We start from the raw sequence: 14,917 nt of genomic DNA on the forward strand, positions 1-14,917 counted from the left end.
TACTCGGGCGATGCATCCGACCCACAAGAAATCCTCCTTGCATCGCCTGTCCGGCGCCGCCCTGCTGCTCGTCGCCGCAGGCGCGATGGCCCAGCCGATCTACCGCAACGTCGACAAGAACGGCAAGGTCACCTTCTCGGACCGTGCGCCCACCGCGAGCACGGAACCGGCCGCGGCGCCGCAGGCCGGCATCACGGCTCCCGCCAATGCCGGGCTGCCCTACGAGCTGCGGCAAGTGGCGCAGCGCTACCCCGTGACGCTCTACAGCAGCGAGGAATGCGCGCCCTGCGGCACGGCCCGTTCGCTGCTCGTCACGCGCGGCATCCCCTTCGAGGAGCGCACCGTCAAGAGCAACCAGGACGTCGAGGCGCTGCAGCGCCTGAGCAACCAGTCCTCGCTGCCGCTGCTGACGATCGGCTCACAGCAGCTCAAGGGCTACTCGGACGCCGAATGGTCGCAATACCTCGACGCCGCGGGCTATCCGAAGAGCAACAGCCTGCCTGCCGGCTACCGCAATCCGCCGGCCCGGCCGCTGGTGGCGGCGCAGCCGGCGCCCGCTGCGCGCGAGCCCGCGCCCGTTGCCCAACCGGCGCCGGCCGCGCCCGCACCGAGCGGTCCGAGCCCGAGCAACCCCGCCGGCATCAAGTTCTGACCCGGCCGGCCGCCGGTCAGGGCTGGCGGCCGTTGGTCCTCAGTCGAACTGCATCGTTCGCACGCCCGCGGGCGTGCCCAGCAGGCACACGTCGGCCTTCTGATGGGCAAACACGCCGACCGTGACCACGCCGGGCCACTGGCTCACCTCGGATTCGAAGGCGAGCGGATCGCTGATCCGCAGCCCCGTCACGTCGACGATGTGCTGGCCGTTGTCGGTCACGAGCGGCAATCCGTCCTTCTCGCGCACCTGTGCGATGCCGCCCATGGCCTCGAACTGCCGCATCACGCGGCGCGCCGCCATCGGAATCACCTCCACCGGCAGCGGAAAGGCGCCGAGTGTATCGACCAGCTTGGACGCATCGGCGATGCAGACGAAGCGCCGCGACTGCGCCGCCACGATCTTCTCGCGCGTGAGCGCTGCGCCGCCGCCCTTCACCATGAAACCGCGGGGGTCGATCTCGTCGGCGCCGTCGATGTAGACGCCGAGTTCGTCGACCTCGTTGCTGTCGAACACCGGGATGCCCAGGGCGCGCAGGCGCTCGGTCGAGGCCACCGAGCTGGACACCGCGCCCTTGATCTGGTCCTTGATGGTGGCCAGCGCGTCGATGAACTTGTTCACCGTGGAGCCCGTGCCCACGCCGACGATTTCACCCTTGGCCACGTAGGCCAGCGCGGCGCGGCCGACCTGCGCCTTGAGTTCGTCCTGGGTGATGGCGCCCGCGCCGTTCGCGGCGCCGTCGGCGGAAGATGGGGAAACGGGTGCAGTCATCGCGGAGAATCCTTGGCTCATTGAAGTCGAGAATTATCCGATGCCCCTGCTCCCCTCTTCGCTCTACGGCCTGGCCCGGCCCTTTCTGTTCGGCTTCGACCCGGAGCATGCCCACGAACTCACGCTCGACGGGCTGGCCCGCACGCAGAACACGCCGCTGGCCTGCGCCTACGCCGCGCCGCGCGTCGATGATCCGGTCACGCTGGCGGGGCTGGAATTTCCCAACCGCGTGGGCCTGGCCGCCGGCCTCGACAAGAACGCCCGCTGCATCGACGCCTTTGCCGCCATGGGTTTCGGCTTCGTCGAAGTCGGCACGGTCACGCCCAAGGCGCAGCCGGGCAACCCCAAGCCGCGCATGTTCCGCCTGCCCCAGCGCGACGCGCTCATCAACCGGCTCGGGTTCAACAACGAAGGGCTCGATGCCTTTCTTGCCAACGTGCAGAAGGCGCGCTTCCGCAGGAGCGGCAGCGGCGGCAGGAAGCCGATGCTGCTCGGGCTCAACATCGGAAAGAACGCCGCCACGCCCATCGAGAAGGCGGTGGACGACTACCTGGCCTGCCTGGACGGCGTGTACCCGCATGCCGACTACGTGACCATCAACATCTCGAGTCCCAACACCGCCAACCTGCGGACGCTGCAGAGCGACGAGGCACTCGATGCGCTGCTGGGCGCCATCGCCGAGCGCCGCCATGCGCTGGCCGAGCGCAGCCATCGGCGCGTGCCGCTGTTCGTGAAGATCGCCCCCGACCTGGACGAGGGCCAGGTCGCCGTGATCGCCGCCACGTTGCAGCGCCATGGCATGGACGGCGTGATCGCCACCAACACCACGCTGGCGCGCGATGCGGTTGCCGGCCTGCCGCATGCCAACGAAGCAGGCGGGCTCTCGGGCGCCCCCGTGCGCGAGGCGAGCAACCGCGTGGTCTCGCAACTGCGCGCGGCGCTGGGGCCGGCTTTTCCGATCATCGGGGTGGGAGGCATCCTGAGCGCGGCCGATGCCAGGGCCAAGATTGCCGCGGGCGCGGACGTGGTGCAGATCTACACCGGCCTCATCTACCGCGGCCCGGCGCTGGTGCGCGAAGCGGCGCAGGCATTGCTGCAAGGCCGCAGCGCCGCCTGAGCCTCCGCGCTTTTCTCTTTCTCAGCGCATGCGCCAGAGCACTGGCGCAATGAACGCAGCCCAGCGCAGCAGTCGCTTGGGACGGATCACCACCACGGCCACCGCAGCGGCGACGCCGGTGGCCACGGGGTGCTCCCGCGCAATGCGCAATGCCGCCGCTGCCGCCGATTCGTCGGCCGGCGGTGCCTCGGAGGAAGCAGCCGTTGCGCCGGCGGGCCGCGCCGGGCCTGCGCCCTGCATGGTGGCAATGCGTTCGCGCTGGCGATCCATGCGGGCGAGCAGTTCCTCGCGCGTGGCGGGCCGCCGGGGGCGCGGCGCCTCTTCGTCCTGGTCGGGATCCTTGCCGAGGCCGAAGCTGTCCTGCACCCAGGCCCAGTCGCGTTCGAATTCGCGGCGTGCCGGCATGAAGCTGCTGGAGGCATTGCGAAGGGTCAGGAACAGCCCCAGCGCCGCGCCCAGCCAGAGCAGGACCCACACGCCGGCCACCGACCACGCCGCCGCGATGCGGTGCGGCGTTTCCCAGAAATGCACCACCACCGCCATCGACAGCAAGGCCACCGCCACCGTGGTCAGGCCGAGCACGGCCACCACCAGCACCAGCATCAGCTTGAGGCGCTGCTTCTCGTCCTCCCACGCCATGCGCAGGAGCTGCACGCGGTCTTCGGCCGCCAGCGCACCTTCGGCCGCAGCGATCCGCAGCCGCCGCAAACGGGCATCGAGCCCGAACAGGGACAGCAATCTCATGCGCCGACTCCGGCTCGGCGAGGAACGGCGCGGCGGCGGCTTGCGTTCAGGTCAGCGGCGGCCAAGCAGCAGGCCCACCAGCACGCCGACAGCCAGCGCGGCGCCGGCGATCTGCCACGGTTCGTCGTGGGCGTAGGCGTTGGCGGAGTTGGCCGCTTCGCGGGCCTTCTTGGCGGCCAGCTTGCTCTTTTCCGCGGCAAGTTCGCGCGCAATGGCGAGCTTGGTGTCGATGCGCTGGCGCAGCGCCTTGATGTGGGGAACCGAATCCAGGTCCTTGCTGGCCAGCACGCCGCGCACGTCGCTCGCGATGTCTTCGGCTGCCGCTTCGATATTGTTGGATGCACTCATTGGAAACTTTCCTCCGTGATGACACCGGCACCGCGCCGGCGGCTTCACGCCAGCAAATGGCGTGGTGTCATGTTACAGGCACAAAAGCCCCTCATGCACAGCAGTTATGCAGACTTCTGCACGCGATGGCCCTTGCATTGCGTCCGCTGTCACCCCGCCGCGAGCATGCGCTCGACGTGCCGCCCGATCGCCAGGCTGCTCGTGAGCCCGGGCGACTCGATGCCGAAGAGATTGACCAGCCCGCGCACGCCGTGCGATTCGGGTCCGTCGATCATGAAGTCGCGCGCCGGCTCGTCCGGGCCCGAGATCTTGGGCCGCATGCCCGCGTAGCCCGGAATCAGCGCCCCGTCGGGCAAGGCAGGCCAGTACTTGCGCACCTCGGCGTAGAAGCCATGGCCGCGCGCCGGGTCCACCACCAGATCGTCGGCCGATTGCACCCATTGCACGTCGGGCCCGAACTTGGCTTGCCCGCCCAGGTCGATCGTCAGGTGCACACCCAGTCCGCCGGGTTCGGGCACCGGATAGACGAGGCGGCTGAAAGGTGCGCGGCCCGACAGCGTGAAATAGCTGCCCTTGGCAAAGTAGGCGGTGGGCATGGCCGCCGGCGGCAGGCCTTCGAAGCGGCGGGCCAGCTCGGGCGCGAGCAGGCCGGCTGCATTGACCACGGTGTTGCAGCGCAGCGCCGTTCCGTCTTCAGCTACCAGGACGATAGCGTCCCGGCCGCATTCCGCACGGGCGATGGGCGATTTCAGCGCCAGCATGCCGCCCGCGTTCTCCAGGTCACCGAGCAGGCTCAGCATCAAGGCATGGCTGTCGACGATGCCGGTGCTCGGCGAATGCAATGCCGCCACGCAGTGGAGCTGCGGCTCCATGGCCATGGCCTGCTGCGCAGTCAGCAGCACGAGGTCGCCAACACCGTTGGCGGCCGCCTTGGCACGGATGACTTCCAGCTGGGCCACCTGCTCGGCCGAAGTCGCGACGATCAACTTGCCGCAGCGCCGGTGGGGCACGCCGCGCTCTGCTGCGTAGGCGTAGAGCGCCTCCTTGCCCTCGACACAAAGCCTGGCCTTGAGCGAGCCCTGCGGGTAGTAGATGCCCGCATGAATCACCTCGCTGTTGCGTGAACTGGTGCCGGTGCCTATGGCACCTTCGGCTTCCAGCACCACCACCTCCCGGCCCGCGAGCGCCAAGGCGCGCGCCACTGCCAGTCCCACCACACCACCGCCGATGACGGCGCAATCGAGTTCATCCATCGTGCGAGCTTATCGCGGCTCGCGGGCGGATTTCTTCAGGACGTGGTGGGGGGCGGCTCGGGATCCGTCGGCTCGTCGGGCGGCGTGCTCGGCCCTTCGTCGGGCTCCACGGGCAGATCCGGCGTGATGGGGGGCGGAAGGTCGGGATGGGTGGCCATGGCGGAACTCTCCTTTGCCTTTTTTCTAAGCTGCTGCAGCGCACCTTCAGCCAGCACAGGGCGGCAATCGGCGTCAGCGCGAGCCGACAGTTTCTTGAACCAGGCCACCCCAACGAGGGCTTGACCAGCGATGTACGACGAAACGGTACGCTTCCGGATCGAAGACAGATGTGATGTACTTTGACGCGTCGTTCCACAGGGAGAGAGATATGTCGACCATCGACGCGAACGGGATGCTCATCGATCCCAGAGTGATCTCCAGACGCTCATCCGGCATCGAACACGGCGCCCTGCCCAAGGTGCTGGCCATCGTCGTCCATCAAACAGACTCATCGACCGCCGAGTCCAGTCTCAACAGCTACGGAGATGGTGGCAATGGCGCCCATTTCCTCATCGACAAGAATGGCCAGATCTATCAAACGGCCAGTCTGCACTCGCGCTGCTACCACGTCGGCAAATTGATCAAGTCGAAGTGCCTGACCGTCAACAAGAACACGTGCGACACGGCAGCCATGGCCAAGATGCTGGCAATGTCGTGGATTCAGCAGATCAACGCACTGGATGCGCATGAACGCGCCAAGTCGTATCCGGACCGGTACCCGGTCAACAGCGAGGCCATCGGCATCGAGCTCGTGGGACTGCACATCGACGAGAAGACCTATGAAGCGGTGACGGCTGCGCAGAACACGGCGCTGCAATGGCTCATCGACGAGCTGTATGCCCAGTTCAACCTGAAGCCCGCCGATGTCTACAGACACCCGACGGTTTCATACAAAAATCCGGGCGAAGCGAGCTCGGCGATATGGAAATGAAGTCTCGGATCACCGCCACGGCAGCCGCGGCGTTGCTCGTTGCAGCGTGTGCAACCGGCAGCACAGGGTTCACGGACGTCTTTGTCGCCGACTTCCGATCCGACCAACCCGCCACCTGCCGCCCGACGGATGTGCCGCAAAACCACGCCAAGGCGCGCGAGTTCTTCTCGCGGGCCAAACAGGTTGACTACAAGACACTGCACGACAACTATGAGCAGGCGCCCTGCTTTGTCGAAGGTACGCTGAAGCAGCGCGGCAAATCATGCGACTGGCAGATTCGCGCGGGCGCCACGGGCGCGGTTCAGTGCGGGGAACAGCGGCTGTACTTCGCCTGCGATACCTGCAATGACCTGTTCGGCATGAAGTAGGTAGACGCAAAAAAAGCGACTTGGACAATCCAGGTCGCTTTATTCAGAAAATTGGTGGGCGGTGGAGGCTTCGAACCTCCGACCCCAGCAGTGTGAATGCTGTGCTCTACCCCTGAGCTAACCGCCCTTTCACCCCTTGGCGCCGCTGCTGCAGTGCCTTGGAATTAATCGCGTTGCGCGAAGCCTTCGATTATGCCACAGGATTTCAGCTGTTTTGCCGAAACAGCGTGCGCCCGTTGCTGGATTTGTCGAGCTGCGACAACACGGCTTCGTGCGCCGCAACCTCCTGCTCGGCGGCCATGATCACCGGCAGGTCGAACTGGCTCAGGTCGATGGCCACCACCGTGGTGCCCTGCGCCGGCTCGTTCGAGGCCACGTCGATCAGCAGGGCGTCCTGGCCGCGCGTGAGATTGATGTACACGTCGGCCAGCAGCTGCGCGTCGAGCTTGGCGCCGTGGAAGGTGCGGTTGGAGCGGTCGACGCCGAAGCGGTCGCACAGCGCGTCGAGCGAATTGCGCTTGCCCGGGTAGACCTGCTTGGCCATGGCCAGCGTGTCGGTCACCTCGCCGACGAAGCTGCGCAGCGGCGGCAGGCCGGCCAGCTCGAGTTCCTTGTTGAGGAAGCCGACGTCGAAGGCCGCGTTGTGGATGATCAGCTCCGCGCCGCGCAGGTACTCGACGATGTCGTTGGCCAGCGTGGCGAACTTCGGCTTGTCGCGCAGGAAGTCGGTCGTGAGGCCGTGCACCTTGAGCGCGTCCTCGTGGCTCTCGCGCTCGGGATTGAAGTAGATGTGCAGGTCGTTGCCGGTGAGCTTGCGGGCGAACAGCTCCACGCAGCCGAGCTCGATGATGCGGTCGCCGTTCTCCGCGGACAGGCCGGTGGTTTCAGTGTCGAGGACGATCTGGCGCGACATGCAGTGGCTCTTTCAGTGGTTTTCTTTGGCGTGGTTGATCGAGTACTTGGGAATCTCGATCGTCACATCTTCCTGCGCCAGGATCGCCTGGCAGCTCAGGCGCGATTGTGGCTCCAGGCCCCAGGCGCGGTCGAGCAGGTCTTCCTCGCCCTCCTCGGCCTCGTTCAGCGAATTGAAGCCCTGGCGCACGACCACGTGGCAGGTGGTGCAGGCGCAGCTCATCTCGCAGGCGTGCTCGATGTTGATGTGATTGTCGAGCAGCGCCTCGCAGATCGAGGTGCCGGCCGGCGCCGTGATTTCTGCACCCTCGGGGCAGTACTCGGGATGCGGAAATATCTTGATGGTGGGCATGTGGTTCTCAGAGGGATTCGAGCTTGCGGCCCGACAACGCGCGCGCAATGCCCGCGTTCATGCGCTGGGCGGCAAAGGCTTCGGTGTCGTTGGCCAGCGCCTTGGTGGCGCCTTCGATGGCCGCGGCGTCATTGCCCTTGGCGGCTTCGCGCAGCTTCGCCATCGACGCATCGATGACAGCGCGCTCTTCTTCGCCCAGCAGATCGCCGTCGGCATCGAGCGCGCTCTGGGTGGCAAGCAGCATGCGCTCGGCATCGACGCGCGCCTCCACCAGCGCACGCGCCTGCATGTCCTGCTGCGCGGTGGAAAAGCTCTCCTGCAGCATGGTCGCGATCTGGTCGTCCGAGAGTCCGTACGAAGGCTTGACCGCCACGCTGGCCTCCACGCCGCTGCCCTGCTCCTTGGCGCTGACGCTCAGCAAGCCATCGGCATCGACGGTGAAGGTCACGCGGATGCGCGCCGCGCCTGCCGCCATGGGTGGGATGCCGCGCAGCGTGAAGCGCGCCAGGCTGCGGCAGTCGGCGACCAGGTCGCGTTCGCCCTGCACCACGTGCAGTGCGAGGGCCGTCTGGCCGTCCTGGTAGGTGGTGAAGTCCTGCGCCATTGCCGTGGGAATGGTCTGGTTGCGCGGCACGATGCGCTCGACCAGCCCGCCCATGGTCTCGATGCCCAGCGACAGCGGGATCACGTCGAGCAGCAGCAGATCGCCCGCGCCGTTGTTGCCGGCCAGCTGGTTGGCCTGGATGGCGGCGCCGAGCGCCACGACCTCGTCGGGGTTCAGGTTGATGAGCGGCTCGCGGCCGAAGAATTCGGCGACGGCGCGGCGGATCTGCGGCATGCGGGTGGAGCCGCCGACCAGCACGATCCCTTGCAGGTCGTCGGGCTTGAGCTTCGCGTCGCGCAGCGCCTTGCGAACCGCCGCGATCGTGCGGTCGGTGAGCGGCTTGGTGGCGGCGTCGAACTGTGCGCGCGCCAGGTCGACGCGGGCGGCGCCGCCGGCAAGCTCGGCGTGGAACGCCACGGAATCGGCATCGGTCAGCGCCTCCTTGGCCGCACGGGCAGCCACCAGCACGGCGGCCTTGTCGGCGTCGCTGCCCACCTGCAGGCCGGTTTGCGCGAGCACGAAGTCGGCAAGCGCGTGGTCGTAGTCGTCGCCGCCCAGGGCCGAGTCGCCACCCGTGGCAATGACCTCGAACACGCCCTGCGTGAGCCGCAGGATCGAGATGTCGAAGGTGCCGCCGCCCAGGTCGTAGACCGCGTAGACGCCTTCGCTCGCGTTGTCCAGGCCGTAGGCGATGGCCGCGGCCGTGGGCTCGCTGATCAGGCGCAGCACGTTGAGGCCGGCAAGCTGCGCGGCGTCCTTGGTGGCCTGGCGCTGGCCTTCGTCGAAGTAGGCCGGCACGGTGATGACGGCGCCGTAGAGCTCGCCGTCGAAGGTGTCTTCGGCGCGGTAGCGCAAGGTGGCCAGGATCTCGGCGCTGATCTCCACCGGCGACTTGATGCCGGCAGCCGTCTCCACCTTGACCATGCCGCCCTCGTCCACCAGCCGGTACGACATCGACTCGCGGTTGGCGATGTCGGCCAGCCCGCGGCCCATGAGGCGCTTGACCGAGGTGATGGTGTTCGCGGCGTCCTGCGCGCGCGCGGCGAGCGCGTCGAAGCCGATCTGGCGCCGCTCGCGGTCGAGATAGCGCACGGCGGAAGGCAGGATCACGCGGCCCTGGTCGTCAGGCAGGCATTCGGCCACGCCATTGCGCACCGCGGCCACCAGCGAATGCGTGGTGCCCAGGTCGATGCCCACGGCAATGCGGCGCTGATGCGGATCGGGCGCCTGGCCGGGTTCGGAAATTTGAAGAAGAGCCATACCGGCTATTGTCCCAACTGATCGAATTTGGCTTCGACGTCCTGTCCGAAGCGCTCAATGAACATGAGGGCTCTCACCTGCTGCGCGGCGGCCGGGTAGTCGCCCTTCTCGTCGATCAGCCAGTCGAGCGACGACAGCGCGCGGGCGCGGCCGGCCTCGACTTCGGCCTGCAGCTGCTCGACCGCGGCGGTGTCGCCGGCGTCGTCGAGCGCCTCGCGCCATTCCATCTGCTGCATCAGGAAATCGGGCGGCATGGCGGTGTTGTTCTCGGCGTTCAGCGGCGCACCGTGGAGCTCGCAGATGTAGCTGGCCCGCCGGATCGGGTCCTTGAGGCGCTGGTAAGCCTCGTTGATGCGCACCGACCATTGCATCGCCACGCGCTGCGCCGCGGCGCCCTGCGCGGCAAAGCGGTCGGGATGGGCCTCGCGCTGCAGTTCCTTCCACCGGGCGTCGAGCACGGCGCGGTCCTGCGCGAAGGTTGCGGGGACTGCGAACAGTTGAAAGTCGGTGTCGTTGAGGTTCATGGCAAGAAAAAACCGCCAGCACATGACATGGTGGCGGCTGTGGTCGCTGTCAGCGACGGCGCATCAGATGCGGAAACTCTCTCCGCAACCGCAGCGGTCCCGCTCGTTCGGATTAATGAACTTGAAGCCCTCGTTCAGGCCTTCGCGCACGAAGTCGAGCTGCGTGCCGTCGATGTAGGCCAGGCTCTTGGGGTCGACCAGCACCTTCACGCCGTGGTCTTCGAACACCACGTCTTCAGGCGCGAACTCGTCCACGTACTCGAGCTTGTAGGCCAGGCCCGAGCAGCCGGTGGTCTTCACGCCCAGCCGCACGCCCACGCCCTTGCCGCGTTTGCCGAGGTAGCGGGTGACGTGGCGCGCGGCGGCTTCGGTCAGCGTAACGGCCATGTCAGTGGACTGCCGATGGTTCGGCTTCTGCCGTCTTGGCGCCGTGCTTGGCCTTGTAGTCGCTCACGGCGGCCTTGATGGCGTCTTCGGCCAGGATCGAGCAGTGGATCTTGACGGGCGGCAGCGCCAGTTCCTCGGCGATCTGCGCGTTCTTGAGCGCCGCGGCTTCGTCGAGCGTCTTGCCCTTGACCCACTCGGTCACGAGCGAGGACGACGCGATGGCCGAGCCGCAGCCGTAGGTCTTGAAGCGCGCGTCTTCGATCACGCCGGTTTCGGGGTTGACCTTGATCTGCAGCTTCATGACGTCGCCGCAGGCCGGCGCGCCGACCATGCCGGTGCCGACCGAGTCGTCGCCCTTTTCGAAGGAGCCGACGTTGCGGGGGTTTTCGTAGTGGTCGATGACCTTGGATGAATATGCCATGGTGTACCTCTCAAACTTTGTTCAATGCGTCAGTGGGCCGACCACTGGATCGTGCTGATGTCGACGCCGTCCTGGAACATCTCCCACAGGGGGCTCAGCTCGCGCAGCTTGGCGACGTTGTGCTTGATGGTCGAGATGGCGTAGTCGATTTCTTCCTCGGTCGTGAAACGGCCGATGGTCATGCGCAGGCTGCTGTGGGCCAGCTCGTCGCTGCGGCCGAGGGCGCGCAGCACGTAGCTGGGTTCGAGGCTGGCCGAGGTGCAGGCCGAACCCGACGACACCGCCAGGCCCTTGATGCCCATGATCAGCGACTCGCCTTCCACGTAGTTGAAGCTCATGTTCAGGTTGTGCGGCACACGCTGCTCGAGGTCGCCGTTGATGAACACCTGGTCCACGTCCTTCAGGCCGTCGAGCAGGCGCTTCTGCAGGCGCGCCGCCTTGGCGATGTCTTCCTTCATTTCGAGCTTGGCGATGCGGAAGGCCTCGCCCATGCCCACGATCTGGTGCGTGGGCAGCGTGCCCGAGCGCATGCCGCGCTCGTGGCCGCCGCCGTGCATCTGTGCCTCGAGCCGCACGCGGGGCTTGCGGCGCACGTACAGCGCGCCGATGCCCTTGGGGCCGTAGGTCTTGTGCGAAGCCAGGCTCATCAGGTCGATGGGCAGCTTGGCAATGTCGATCTCGACCTTGCCGGTGGCCTGGGCCGCGTCGACATGGAAGATCACGCCCTTTTCGCGGCAGGCATTGCCGAGCGCGACCACGTCCTGGATGACGCCGATCTCGTTGTTGACGTACATCACGCTCGCAAGGATGGTGTCGGGGCGGATCGCCGCCTTGAACTTGTCCAGGTCGAGCAGGCCGTTTTCCTCGACGTCCATGTAGGTGACTTCGAAGCCCTGGCGCTCGAGCTCGCGCATGGTGTCGAGCACGGCCTTGTGCTCGGTCTTCACCGTGATGAGGTGCTTGCCCTTGCCCTTGTAGAAATGGGCCGCGCCCTTGAGCGCGAGGTTGTTCGACTCGGTGGCGCCGGAGGTCCAGACGATCTCGCGCGGGTCGGCTCCGATCAGCTCGGCCACGTAGCCGCGCGCCTTCTCGACCGCCTCTTCAGCCTCCCAGCCCCAGGCATGGCTGCGCGACGCCGGGTTGCCGAAATGCTCGCGCAACCAGGGGATCATGGCGTCGACCACACGCGGGTCAACCGGCGTGGTGGCGCCGTAATCGAGATAGATCGGGAAATGAGGAGTGACGTCCATGGCTGGCTCGGGCTGGCGTGGGGTTGTTTCTTTGATCTGGGCTTCTCGCGGCAGCGCCCGAAGGCGCTCCGCGGCTTCTTCAGGACTTCGCGAAGGCGTTGCCGAGGGCAAACACCGAATTCGGCGCGTTCACGCGAATCGGCTTGACCACCGGCTGCGCGGAAATCGCGCGCTTGACGACTGGCTTGTTCTCGATCTGCACGCCCTTGGCGATCTGGTCGTCGACCAGCTTCTGCAGCGTGACGGAATCGAGGAACTCGACCATGCGCTGGTTCAGCGAGGCCCAGAGCTCGTGCGTCATGCAGCGGCCGGCTTCGCCCAGGCAGTTTTCCTTGCCGCCGCATTGCGTGGCATCGATGGGCTCATCGACGGAAACAATGATGTCTGCGACGGTGATATCCGCAGCCTTGCGGCCGAGGCTGTAGCCGCCGCCGGGGCCGCGGGTCGACTCGACCAGCTCATGGCGGCGCAGTTTGCCGAACAGCTGTTCGAGATACGACAACGAAATCTGCTGCCGCTGGCTGATCGCAGCCAGCGTGACCGGACCGGTGTTCTGACGCAGCGCCAGATCGATCATTGCTGTGACCGCAAAACGGCCTTTGGTAGTGAGACGCATCGCAAGCTCCTTCAAGTGCTTACCGTTGAAATGACACCGTGCCCCAAGGCCGCGGTGACTTCGTCTCCGCCCTGCCCGACCCCTGGCGCTGGTGAACCAGCCAGTGGGATCGGTTCTTCATTGCGAAGTTCTTTTTTGTTGTTGTTGAGTATTTCGCTCAAGTATAGCAGAAGACCTTCAGGTCTGCTCGGGTAAACCCCAGCGGGAATCGCTTGAAGAAACCGGAACCCCCTCCTAGGACGGCAGGACGGCGATATTGTCCCCGCCGGAGGCGCCAAAAGCCTGCTCCCGCAGCAGCGCCAGCTGGTCGCGCACCCGGGCCGCCTTCTCGAATTCGAGGTTGCGGGCGTGCTCCATCATGAGCTTTTCGAGCCGCTTGATCTCGCGGGCGATGTCCTTTTCGCTCATGTCCTCGACCTTGGCGCGCTCCAGGTCGAGCTTGGCCATTTCCTTGCCGGTCTTTTCGCTGTAGACGCCGTCGATCAGGTCGCGCACCTGCTTGACGATGCTGCGCGGGGTGATGCCGTTGGCCTCGTTGTAGGCAATCTGCCGGGCGCGGCGGCGCTCGGTTTCGCCGATGGCCTTTTTCATGGAGTCGGTCATCCGGTCGGCATAGAGGATGGCCTTGCCGTTCAGGTTGCGCGCCGCGCGGCCGATGGTCTGGATCAGCGAGCGCTCGGCGCGCAGGAAGCCCTCCTTGTCGGCGTCCAGGATGGCCACCAGCGACACCTCGGGAATGTCCAGGCCCTCGCGCAGCAGGTTGATGCCCACCAGCACGTCGAAGCTGCCCAGGCGCAGGTCGCGCAAGATTTCGACCCGCTCCACGGTGTCGACGTCGCTGTGCAGGTAGCGCACCTTCACGCCGTTGTCGCCCAGGTAGTCGGTCAGCTGCTCGGCCATGCGCTTGGTCAGCGTGGTGATGAGCACGCGCTCGTTCTTGTCGACGCGGATGCGGATTTCGCCCAGCACGTCGTCCACCTGGTGGGTTGCGGGGCGCACCTCGACCTCGGGGTCGATCAGGCCGGTCGGCCGCACCAGCTGCTCGACCACGTTGCCGGCATGGTCCTTCTCGTACTGCGCCGGCGTGGCCGAGACGAAGATGCACTGGCGCATGCGCGTCTCGAACTCCTCCAGCTTGAGCGGGCGGTTGTCCAGCGCGCTTGGCAGCCGGAAGCCGTATTCGACCAGCGTGGTCTTGCGGGCCCGGTCGCCGTTGTACATGGCGCTGAGCTGGCCGACCATCTGGTGGCTCTCGTCGAGGAACATCAGCGCGTCCTTCGGCAGGTAGTCGGTCAAGGTGGCGGGCGGCTCGCCCGGGGCGGCGCCCGAGAGGTGGCGCGTGTAGTTCTCGATGCCCTTGCAGTGGCCGATCTCGGCCAGCATCTCCAGGTCGAAGCGGGTGCGCTGCTCCAGGCGCTGCGCCTCCACCAGCTTGCCCTGCGAGACGAATTCCTTGAGCCGCTCGGCCAGCTCGATCTTGATGGTCTCGACCGCGCTCAGCACCTTGTCGCGCGGCGTCACGTAGTGGCTGGACGGGTATACGGTGAAGCGCGGGATCTTCTGGCGGATGCGGCCCGTGAGCGGATCGAACAGCTGCAGCGTCTCGATCTCGTCGTCGAACAGCTCGATGCGGATGGCCAGCTCGCTGTGCTCGGCCGGAAACACGTCGATGGTGTCGCCGCGCACGCGGAAGGTGCCGCGCGAAAAGTCCTGCTCGTTGCGGGTGTACTGCATGCGGATCAGCCGCCCGATCACGTCGCGCTGGCCGATCTGGTCGCCCACGCGCATGATGAAACGCATCTGCGTGTAGTCCTCGGGCGTGCCGATGCCGTAAATGGCGCTCACCGTGGCCACGATGACCGTGTCGCGCCGCTCCAGCACGCTCTTGGTGGCCGACAGCCGCATCTGCTCGATGTGCTCGTTGATCGACGAGTCCTTCTCGATGAACAGGTCGCGCTGCGGCACGTAGGCCTCGGGCTGGTAGTAGTCGTAATAGCTCACGAAGTACTCGACGGCGTTCTTGGGGAAGAACTCGCGGAATTCGCTGTAGAGCTGCGCCGCCAGCGTCTTGTTGGGCGCGAACACGATGGCCGGGCGGCCCAGCCGCGCGATCACGTTGGCCATGGTGAAGGTCTTGCCCGAGCCCGTGACGCCCAGCAGCGTCTGGAACACCTCGCCGTCGAGCACGCCCTCGATCAGGCCGTCGATGGCCTTCGGCTGGTCCCCGGCCGGCGGGTAGGGCTGGAAAAGTTCGAAAGGCGAACCGGGGTATTTGATGAATTCGCCCTGCTTCGCCGGCCCGATCGGGTCCAGTTTCTTCAGGTCTGCTATGGCTTCGTTGTTCTCTGGCATGGCTGTTCCCGACAGG

General features: G+C 66.4%; 18 protein-coding genes and 1 tRNA gene. 4 read left to right on the top strand and 15 right to left on the bottom strand.

Going from position 1 to position 14,917, the window contains the following annotated elements:
• Window positions 1-10: 10 nt before the first annotated feature.
• A complete protein-coding gene (locus VPA02S_RS01605) occupies window positions 11-652 on the top strand; it encodes a glutaredoxin family protein (RefSeq protein ID WP_012747276.1) in 642 nt (213 codons plus the stop codon).
• 39 nt (window positions 653-691) lie between these two features.
• Here the strand turns inward: VPA02S_RS01605 and rpiA are convergent, their stop codons facing one another.
• The gene (rpiA, locus tag VPA02S_RS01610) at window positions 692-1,423 is read right to left on the bottom strand and encodes a ribose-5-phosphate isomerase RpiA (protein WP_012747275.1); all 732 of its coding nucleotides are present in this window, start codon (window positions 1,421-1,423) and stop codon (window positions 692-694) included.
• A 40-nt stretch (window positions 1,424-1,463) separates the two neighbouring features.
• On the opposite strand from rpiA, the gene VPA02S_RS01615 reads away from it, so the two are divergent.
• A complete protein-coding gene (locus VPA02S_RS01615; protein WP_012747274.1) occupies window positions 1,464-2,540 on the top strand; it encodes a quinone-dependent dihydroorotate dehydrogenase in 1,077 nt (358 codons plus the stop codon).
• Between the two features lie 21 nt (window positions 2,541-2,561).
• On the opposite strand, the gene VPA02S_RS01620 is transcribed toward VPA02S_RS01615, so the two are convergent.
• The 4 genes from VPA02S_RS01620 to VPA02S_RS01635 form a co-directional block, all read right to left on the bottom strand.
• Window positions 2,562-3,284 carry a phage holin family protein gene (locus tag VPA02S_RS01620; RefSeq protein WP_012747273.1) on the bottom strand — a complete coding sequence of 241 codons (723 nt, stop codon included), beginning with the start codon at window positions 3,282-3,284 and terminating at the stop codon, window positions 2,562-2,564.
• 51 nt (window positions 3,285-3,335) lie between these two features.
• Window positions 3,336-3,632 carry a glycine zipper domain-containing protein gene (locus tag VPA02S_RS01625; RefSeq protein ID WP_012747272.1) on the bottom strand — a complete coding sequence of 99 codons (297 nt, stop codon included), beginning with the start codon at window positions 3,630-3,632 and terminating at the stop codon, window positions 3,336-3,338.
• A gap of 149 nt (window positions 3,633-3,781) precedes the next feature.
• Window positions 3,782-4,885, bottom strand: a complete 1,104-nt coding sequence (locus tag VPA02S_RS01630; RefSeq protein WP_062361662.1) for an NAD(P)/FAD-dependent oxidoreductase — start codon at window positions 4,883-4,885, stop codon at window positions 3,782-3,784.
• 35 nt (window positions 4,886-4,920) lie between these two features.
• Entirely contained in the window at window positions 4,921-5,043 is a 123-nt protein-coding gene (locus VPA02S_RS01635) for a hypothetical protein (protein WP_012747270.1), read from the bottom strand.
• A gap of 209 nt (window positions 5,044-5,252) precedes the next feature.
• Here VPA02S_RS01635 and VPA02S_RS01640 point away from each other — a divergent pair, with 209 nt between their 5' ends.
• Window positions 5,253-5,855: a peptidoglycan recognition protein family protein gene (locus VPA02S_RS01640; RefSeq protein WP_062361665.1), complete on the top strand. Its 603-nt coding sequence runs from the start codon at window positions 5,253-5,255 to the stop codon at window positions 5,853-5,855.
• A complete protein-coding gene (locus VPA02S_RS01645) occupies window positions 5,846-6,223 on the top strand; it encodes a hypothetical protein (protein WP_062361668.1) in 378 nt (125 codons plus the stop codon). The genes VPA02S_RS01640 and VPA02S_RS01645 overlap by 10 nt, the downstream gene beginning before the upstream one ends.
• Before the next feature lie 52 nt (window positions 6,224-6,275).
• On the opposite strand, the gene VPA02S_RS01650 is transcribed toward VPA02S_RS01645, so the two are convergent.
• The 10 genes from VPA02S_RS01650 to uvrB form a co-directional block, all read right to left on the bottom strand.
• Window positions 6,276-6,350, bottom strand: a tRNA-Val gene (locus tag VPA02S_RS01650).
• 78 nt (window positions 6,351-6,428) lie between these two features.
• Entirely contained in the window at window positions 6,429-7,136 is a 708-nt protein-coding gene (gene dnaQ / locus VPA02S_RS01655; RefSeq protein WP_062361671.1) for a DNA polymerase III subunit epsilon, read from the bottom strand.
• Window positions 7,137-7,148: 12 nt separating this feature from the next.
• Window positions 7,149-7,487, bottom strand: coding sequence for an ISC system 2Fe-2S type ferredoxin (gene fdx, locus VPA02S_RS01660; RefSeq protein ID WP_012747266.1), 339 nt, complete (start codon window positions 7,485-7,487; stop codon window positions 7,149-7,151).
• A gap of 7 nt (window positions 7,488-7,494) precedes the next feature.
• A complete protein-coding gene (gene hscA / locus VPA02S_RS01665; RefSeq protein ID WP_062361674.1) occupies window positions 7,495-9,351 on the bottom strand; it encodes a Fe-S protein assembly chaperone HscA in 1,857 nt (618 codons plus the stop codon).
• Window positions 9,352-9,356: 5 nt separating this feature from the next.
• Entirely contained in the window at window positions 9,357-9,875 is a 519-nt protein-coding gene (gene hscB, locus VPA02S_RS01670) for a Fe-S protein assembly co-chaperone HscB (RefSeq protein WP_062361677.1), read from the bottom strand.
• 63 nt (window positions 9,876-9,938) lie between these two features.
• Window positions 9,939-10,262: an iron-sulfur cluster assembly protein IscA gene (gene iscA, locus VPA02S_RS01675; RefSeq protein WP_012747263.1), complete on the bottom strand. Its 324-nt coding sequence runs from the start codon at window positions 10,260-10,262 to the stop codon at window positions 9,939-9,941.
• Between the two features lies 1 nt (window position 10,263).
• Window positions 10,264-10,683, bottom strand: coding sequence for a Fe-S cluster assembly scaffold IscU (gene iscU / locus VPA02S_RS01680; RefSeq protein WP_012747262.1), 420 nt, complete (start codon window positions 10,681-10,683; stop codon window positions 10,264-10,266).
• Window positions 10,684-10,712: 29 nt separating this feature from the next.
• Window positions 10,713-11,933 (bottom strand): IscS subfamily cysteine desulfurase, encoded by a 1,221-nt coding sequence (locus VPA02S_RS01685; RefSeq protein ID WP_012747261.1) that lies wholly within the window; start codon window positions 11,931-11,933, stop codon window positions 10,713-10,715.
• Between the two features lie 79 nt (window positions 11,934-12,012).
• Window positions 12,013-12,549, bottom strand: a complete 537-nt coding sequence (gene iscR, locus VPA02S_RS01690) for a Fe-S cluster assembly transcriptional regulator IscR (protein WP_007828186.1) — start codon at window positions 12,547-12,549, stop codon at window positions 12,013-12,015.
• A gap of 234 nt (window positions 12,550-12,783) precedes the next feature.
• Complete coding sequence (gene uvrB, locus VPA02S_RS01695) at window positions 12,784-14,901, bottom strand: excinuclease ABC subunit UvrB (protein ID WP_062361679.1); 2,118 nt, start codon at window positions 14,899-14,901, stop codon at window positions 12,784-12,786.
• Window positions 14,902-14,917: the final 16 nt, after the last annotated feature.

Origin of the sequence: Variovorax paradoxus NBRC 15149, assembly GCF_001591365.1 — a bacterium.
Classification (GTDB): domain Bacteria; phylum Pseudomonadota; class Gammaproteobacteria; order Burkholderiales; family Burkholderiaceae_C; genus Variovorax; species Variovorax paradoxus.

Bases quoted from the DNA above. Each gene is read 5' to 3' on its own strand.
- VPA02S_RS01605 (WP_012747276.1), top strand. From the start codon at position 11: ATGCATCCGACCCACAAGAAATCCTCCTTGCATCGCCTGTCCGGCGCC.
- rpiA (WP_012747275.1), bottom strand. From the start codon at position 1,423: ATGACTGCACCCGTTTCCCCATCTTCCGCCGACGGCGCCGCGAACGGC.
- VPA02S_RS01615 (WP_012747274.1), top strand. From the start codon at position 1,464: ATGCCCCTGCTCCCCTCTTCGCTCTACGGCCTGGCCCGGCCCTTTCTG.
- VPA02S_RS01620 (WP_012747273.1), bottom strand. From the start codon at position 3,284: ATGAGATTGCTGTCCCTGTTCGGGCTCGATGCCCGTTTGCGGCGGCTG.
- VPA02S_RS01625 (WP_012747272.1), bottom strand. From the start codon at position 3,632: ATGAGTGCATCCAACAATATCGAAGCGGCAGCCGAAGACATCGCGAGC.
- VPA02S_RS01630 (WP_062361662.1), bottom strand. From the start codon at position 4,885: ATGGATGAACTCGATTGCGCCGTCATCGGCGGTGGTGTGGTGGGACTG.
- VPA02S_RS01635 (WP_012747270.1), bottom strand. From the start codon at position 5,043: ATGGCCACCCATCCCGACCTTCCGCCCCCCATCACGCCGGATCTGCCC.
- VPA02S_RS01640 (WP_062361665.1), top strand. From the start codon at position 5,253: ATGTCGACCATCGACGCGAACGGGATGCTCATCGATCCCAGAGTGATC.
- VPA02S_RS01645 (WP_062361668.1), top strand. From the start codon at position 5,846: ATGGAAATGAAGTCTCGGATCACCGCCACGGCAGCCGCGGCGTTGCTC.
- dnaQ (WP_062361671.1), bottom strand. From the start codon at position 7,136: ATGTCGCGCCAGATCGTCCTCGACACTGAAACCACCGGCCTGTCCGCG.
- fdx (WP_012747266.1), bottom strand. From the start codon at position 7,487: ATGCCCACCATCAAGATATTTCCGCATCCCGAGTACTGCCCCGAGGGT.
- hscA (WP_062361674.1), bottom strand. From the start codon at position 9,351: ATGGCTCTTCTTCAAATTTCCGAACCCGGCCAGGCGCCCGATCCGCAT.
- hscB (WP_062361677.1), bottom strand. From the start codon at position 9,875: ATGAACCTCAACGACACCGACTTTCAACTGTTCGCAGTCCCCGCAACC.
- iscA (WP_012747263.1), bottom strand. From the start codon at position 10,262: ATGGCCGTTACGCTGACCGAAGCCGCCGCGCGCCACGTCACCCGCTAC.
- iscU (WP_012747262.1), bottom strand. From the start codon at position 10,683: ATGGCATATTCATCCAAGGTCATCGACCACTACGAAAACCCCCGCAAC.
- VPA02S_RS01685 (WP_012747261.1), bottom strand. From the start codon at position 11,933: ATGGACGTCACTCCTCATTTCCCGATCTATCTCGATTACGGCGCCACC.
- iscR (WP_007828186.1), bottom strand. From the start codon at position 12,549: ATGCGTCTCACTACCAAAGGCCGTTTTGCGGTCACAGCAATGATCGAT.
- uvrB (WP_062361679.1), bottom strand. From the start codon at position 14,901: ATGCCAGAGAACAACGAAGCCATAGCAGACCTGAAGAAACTGGACCCG.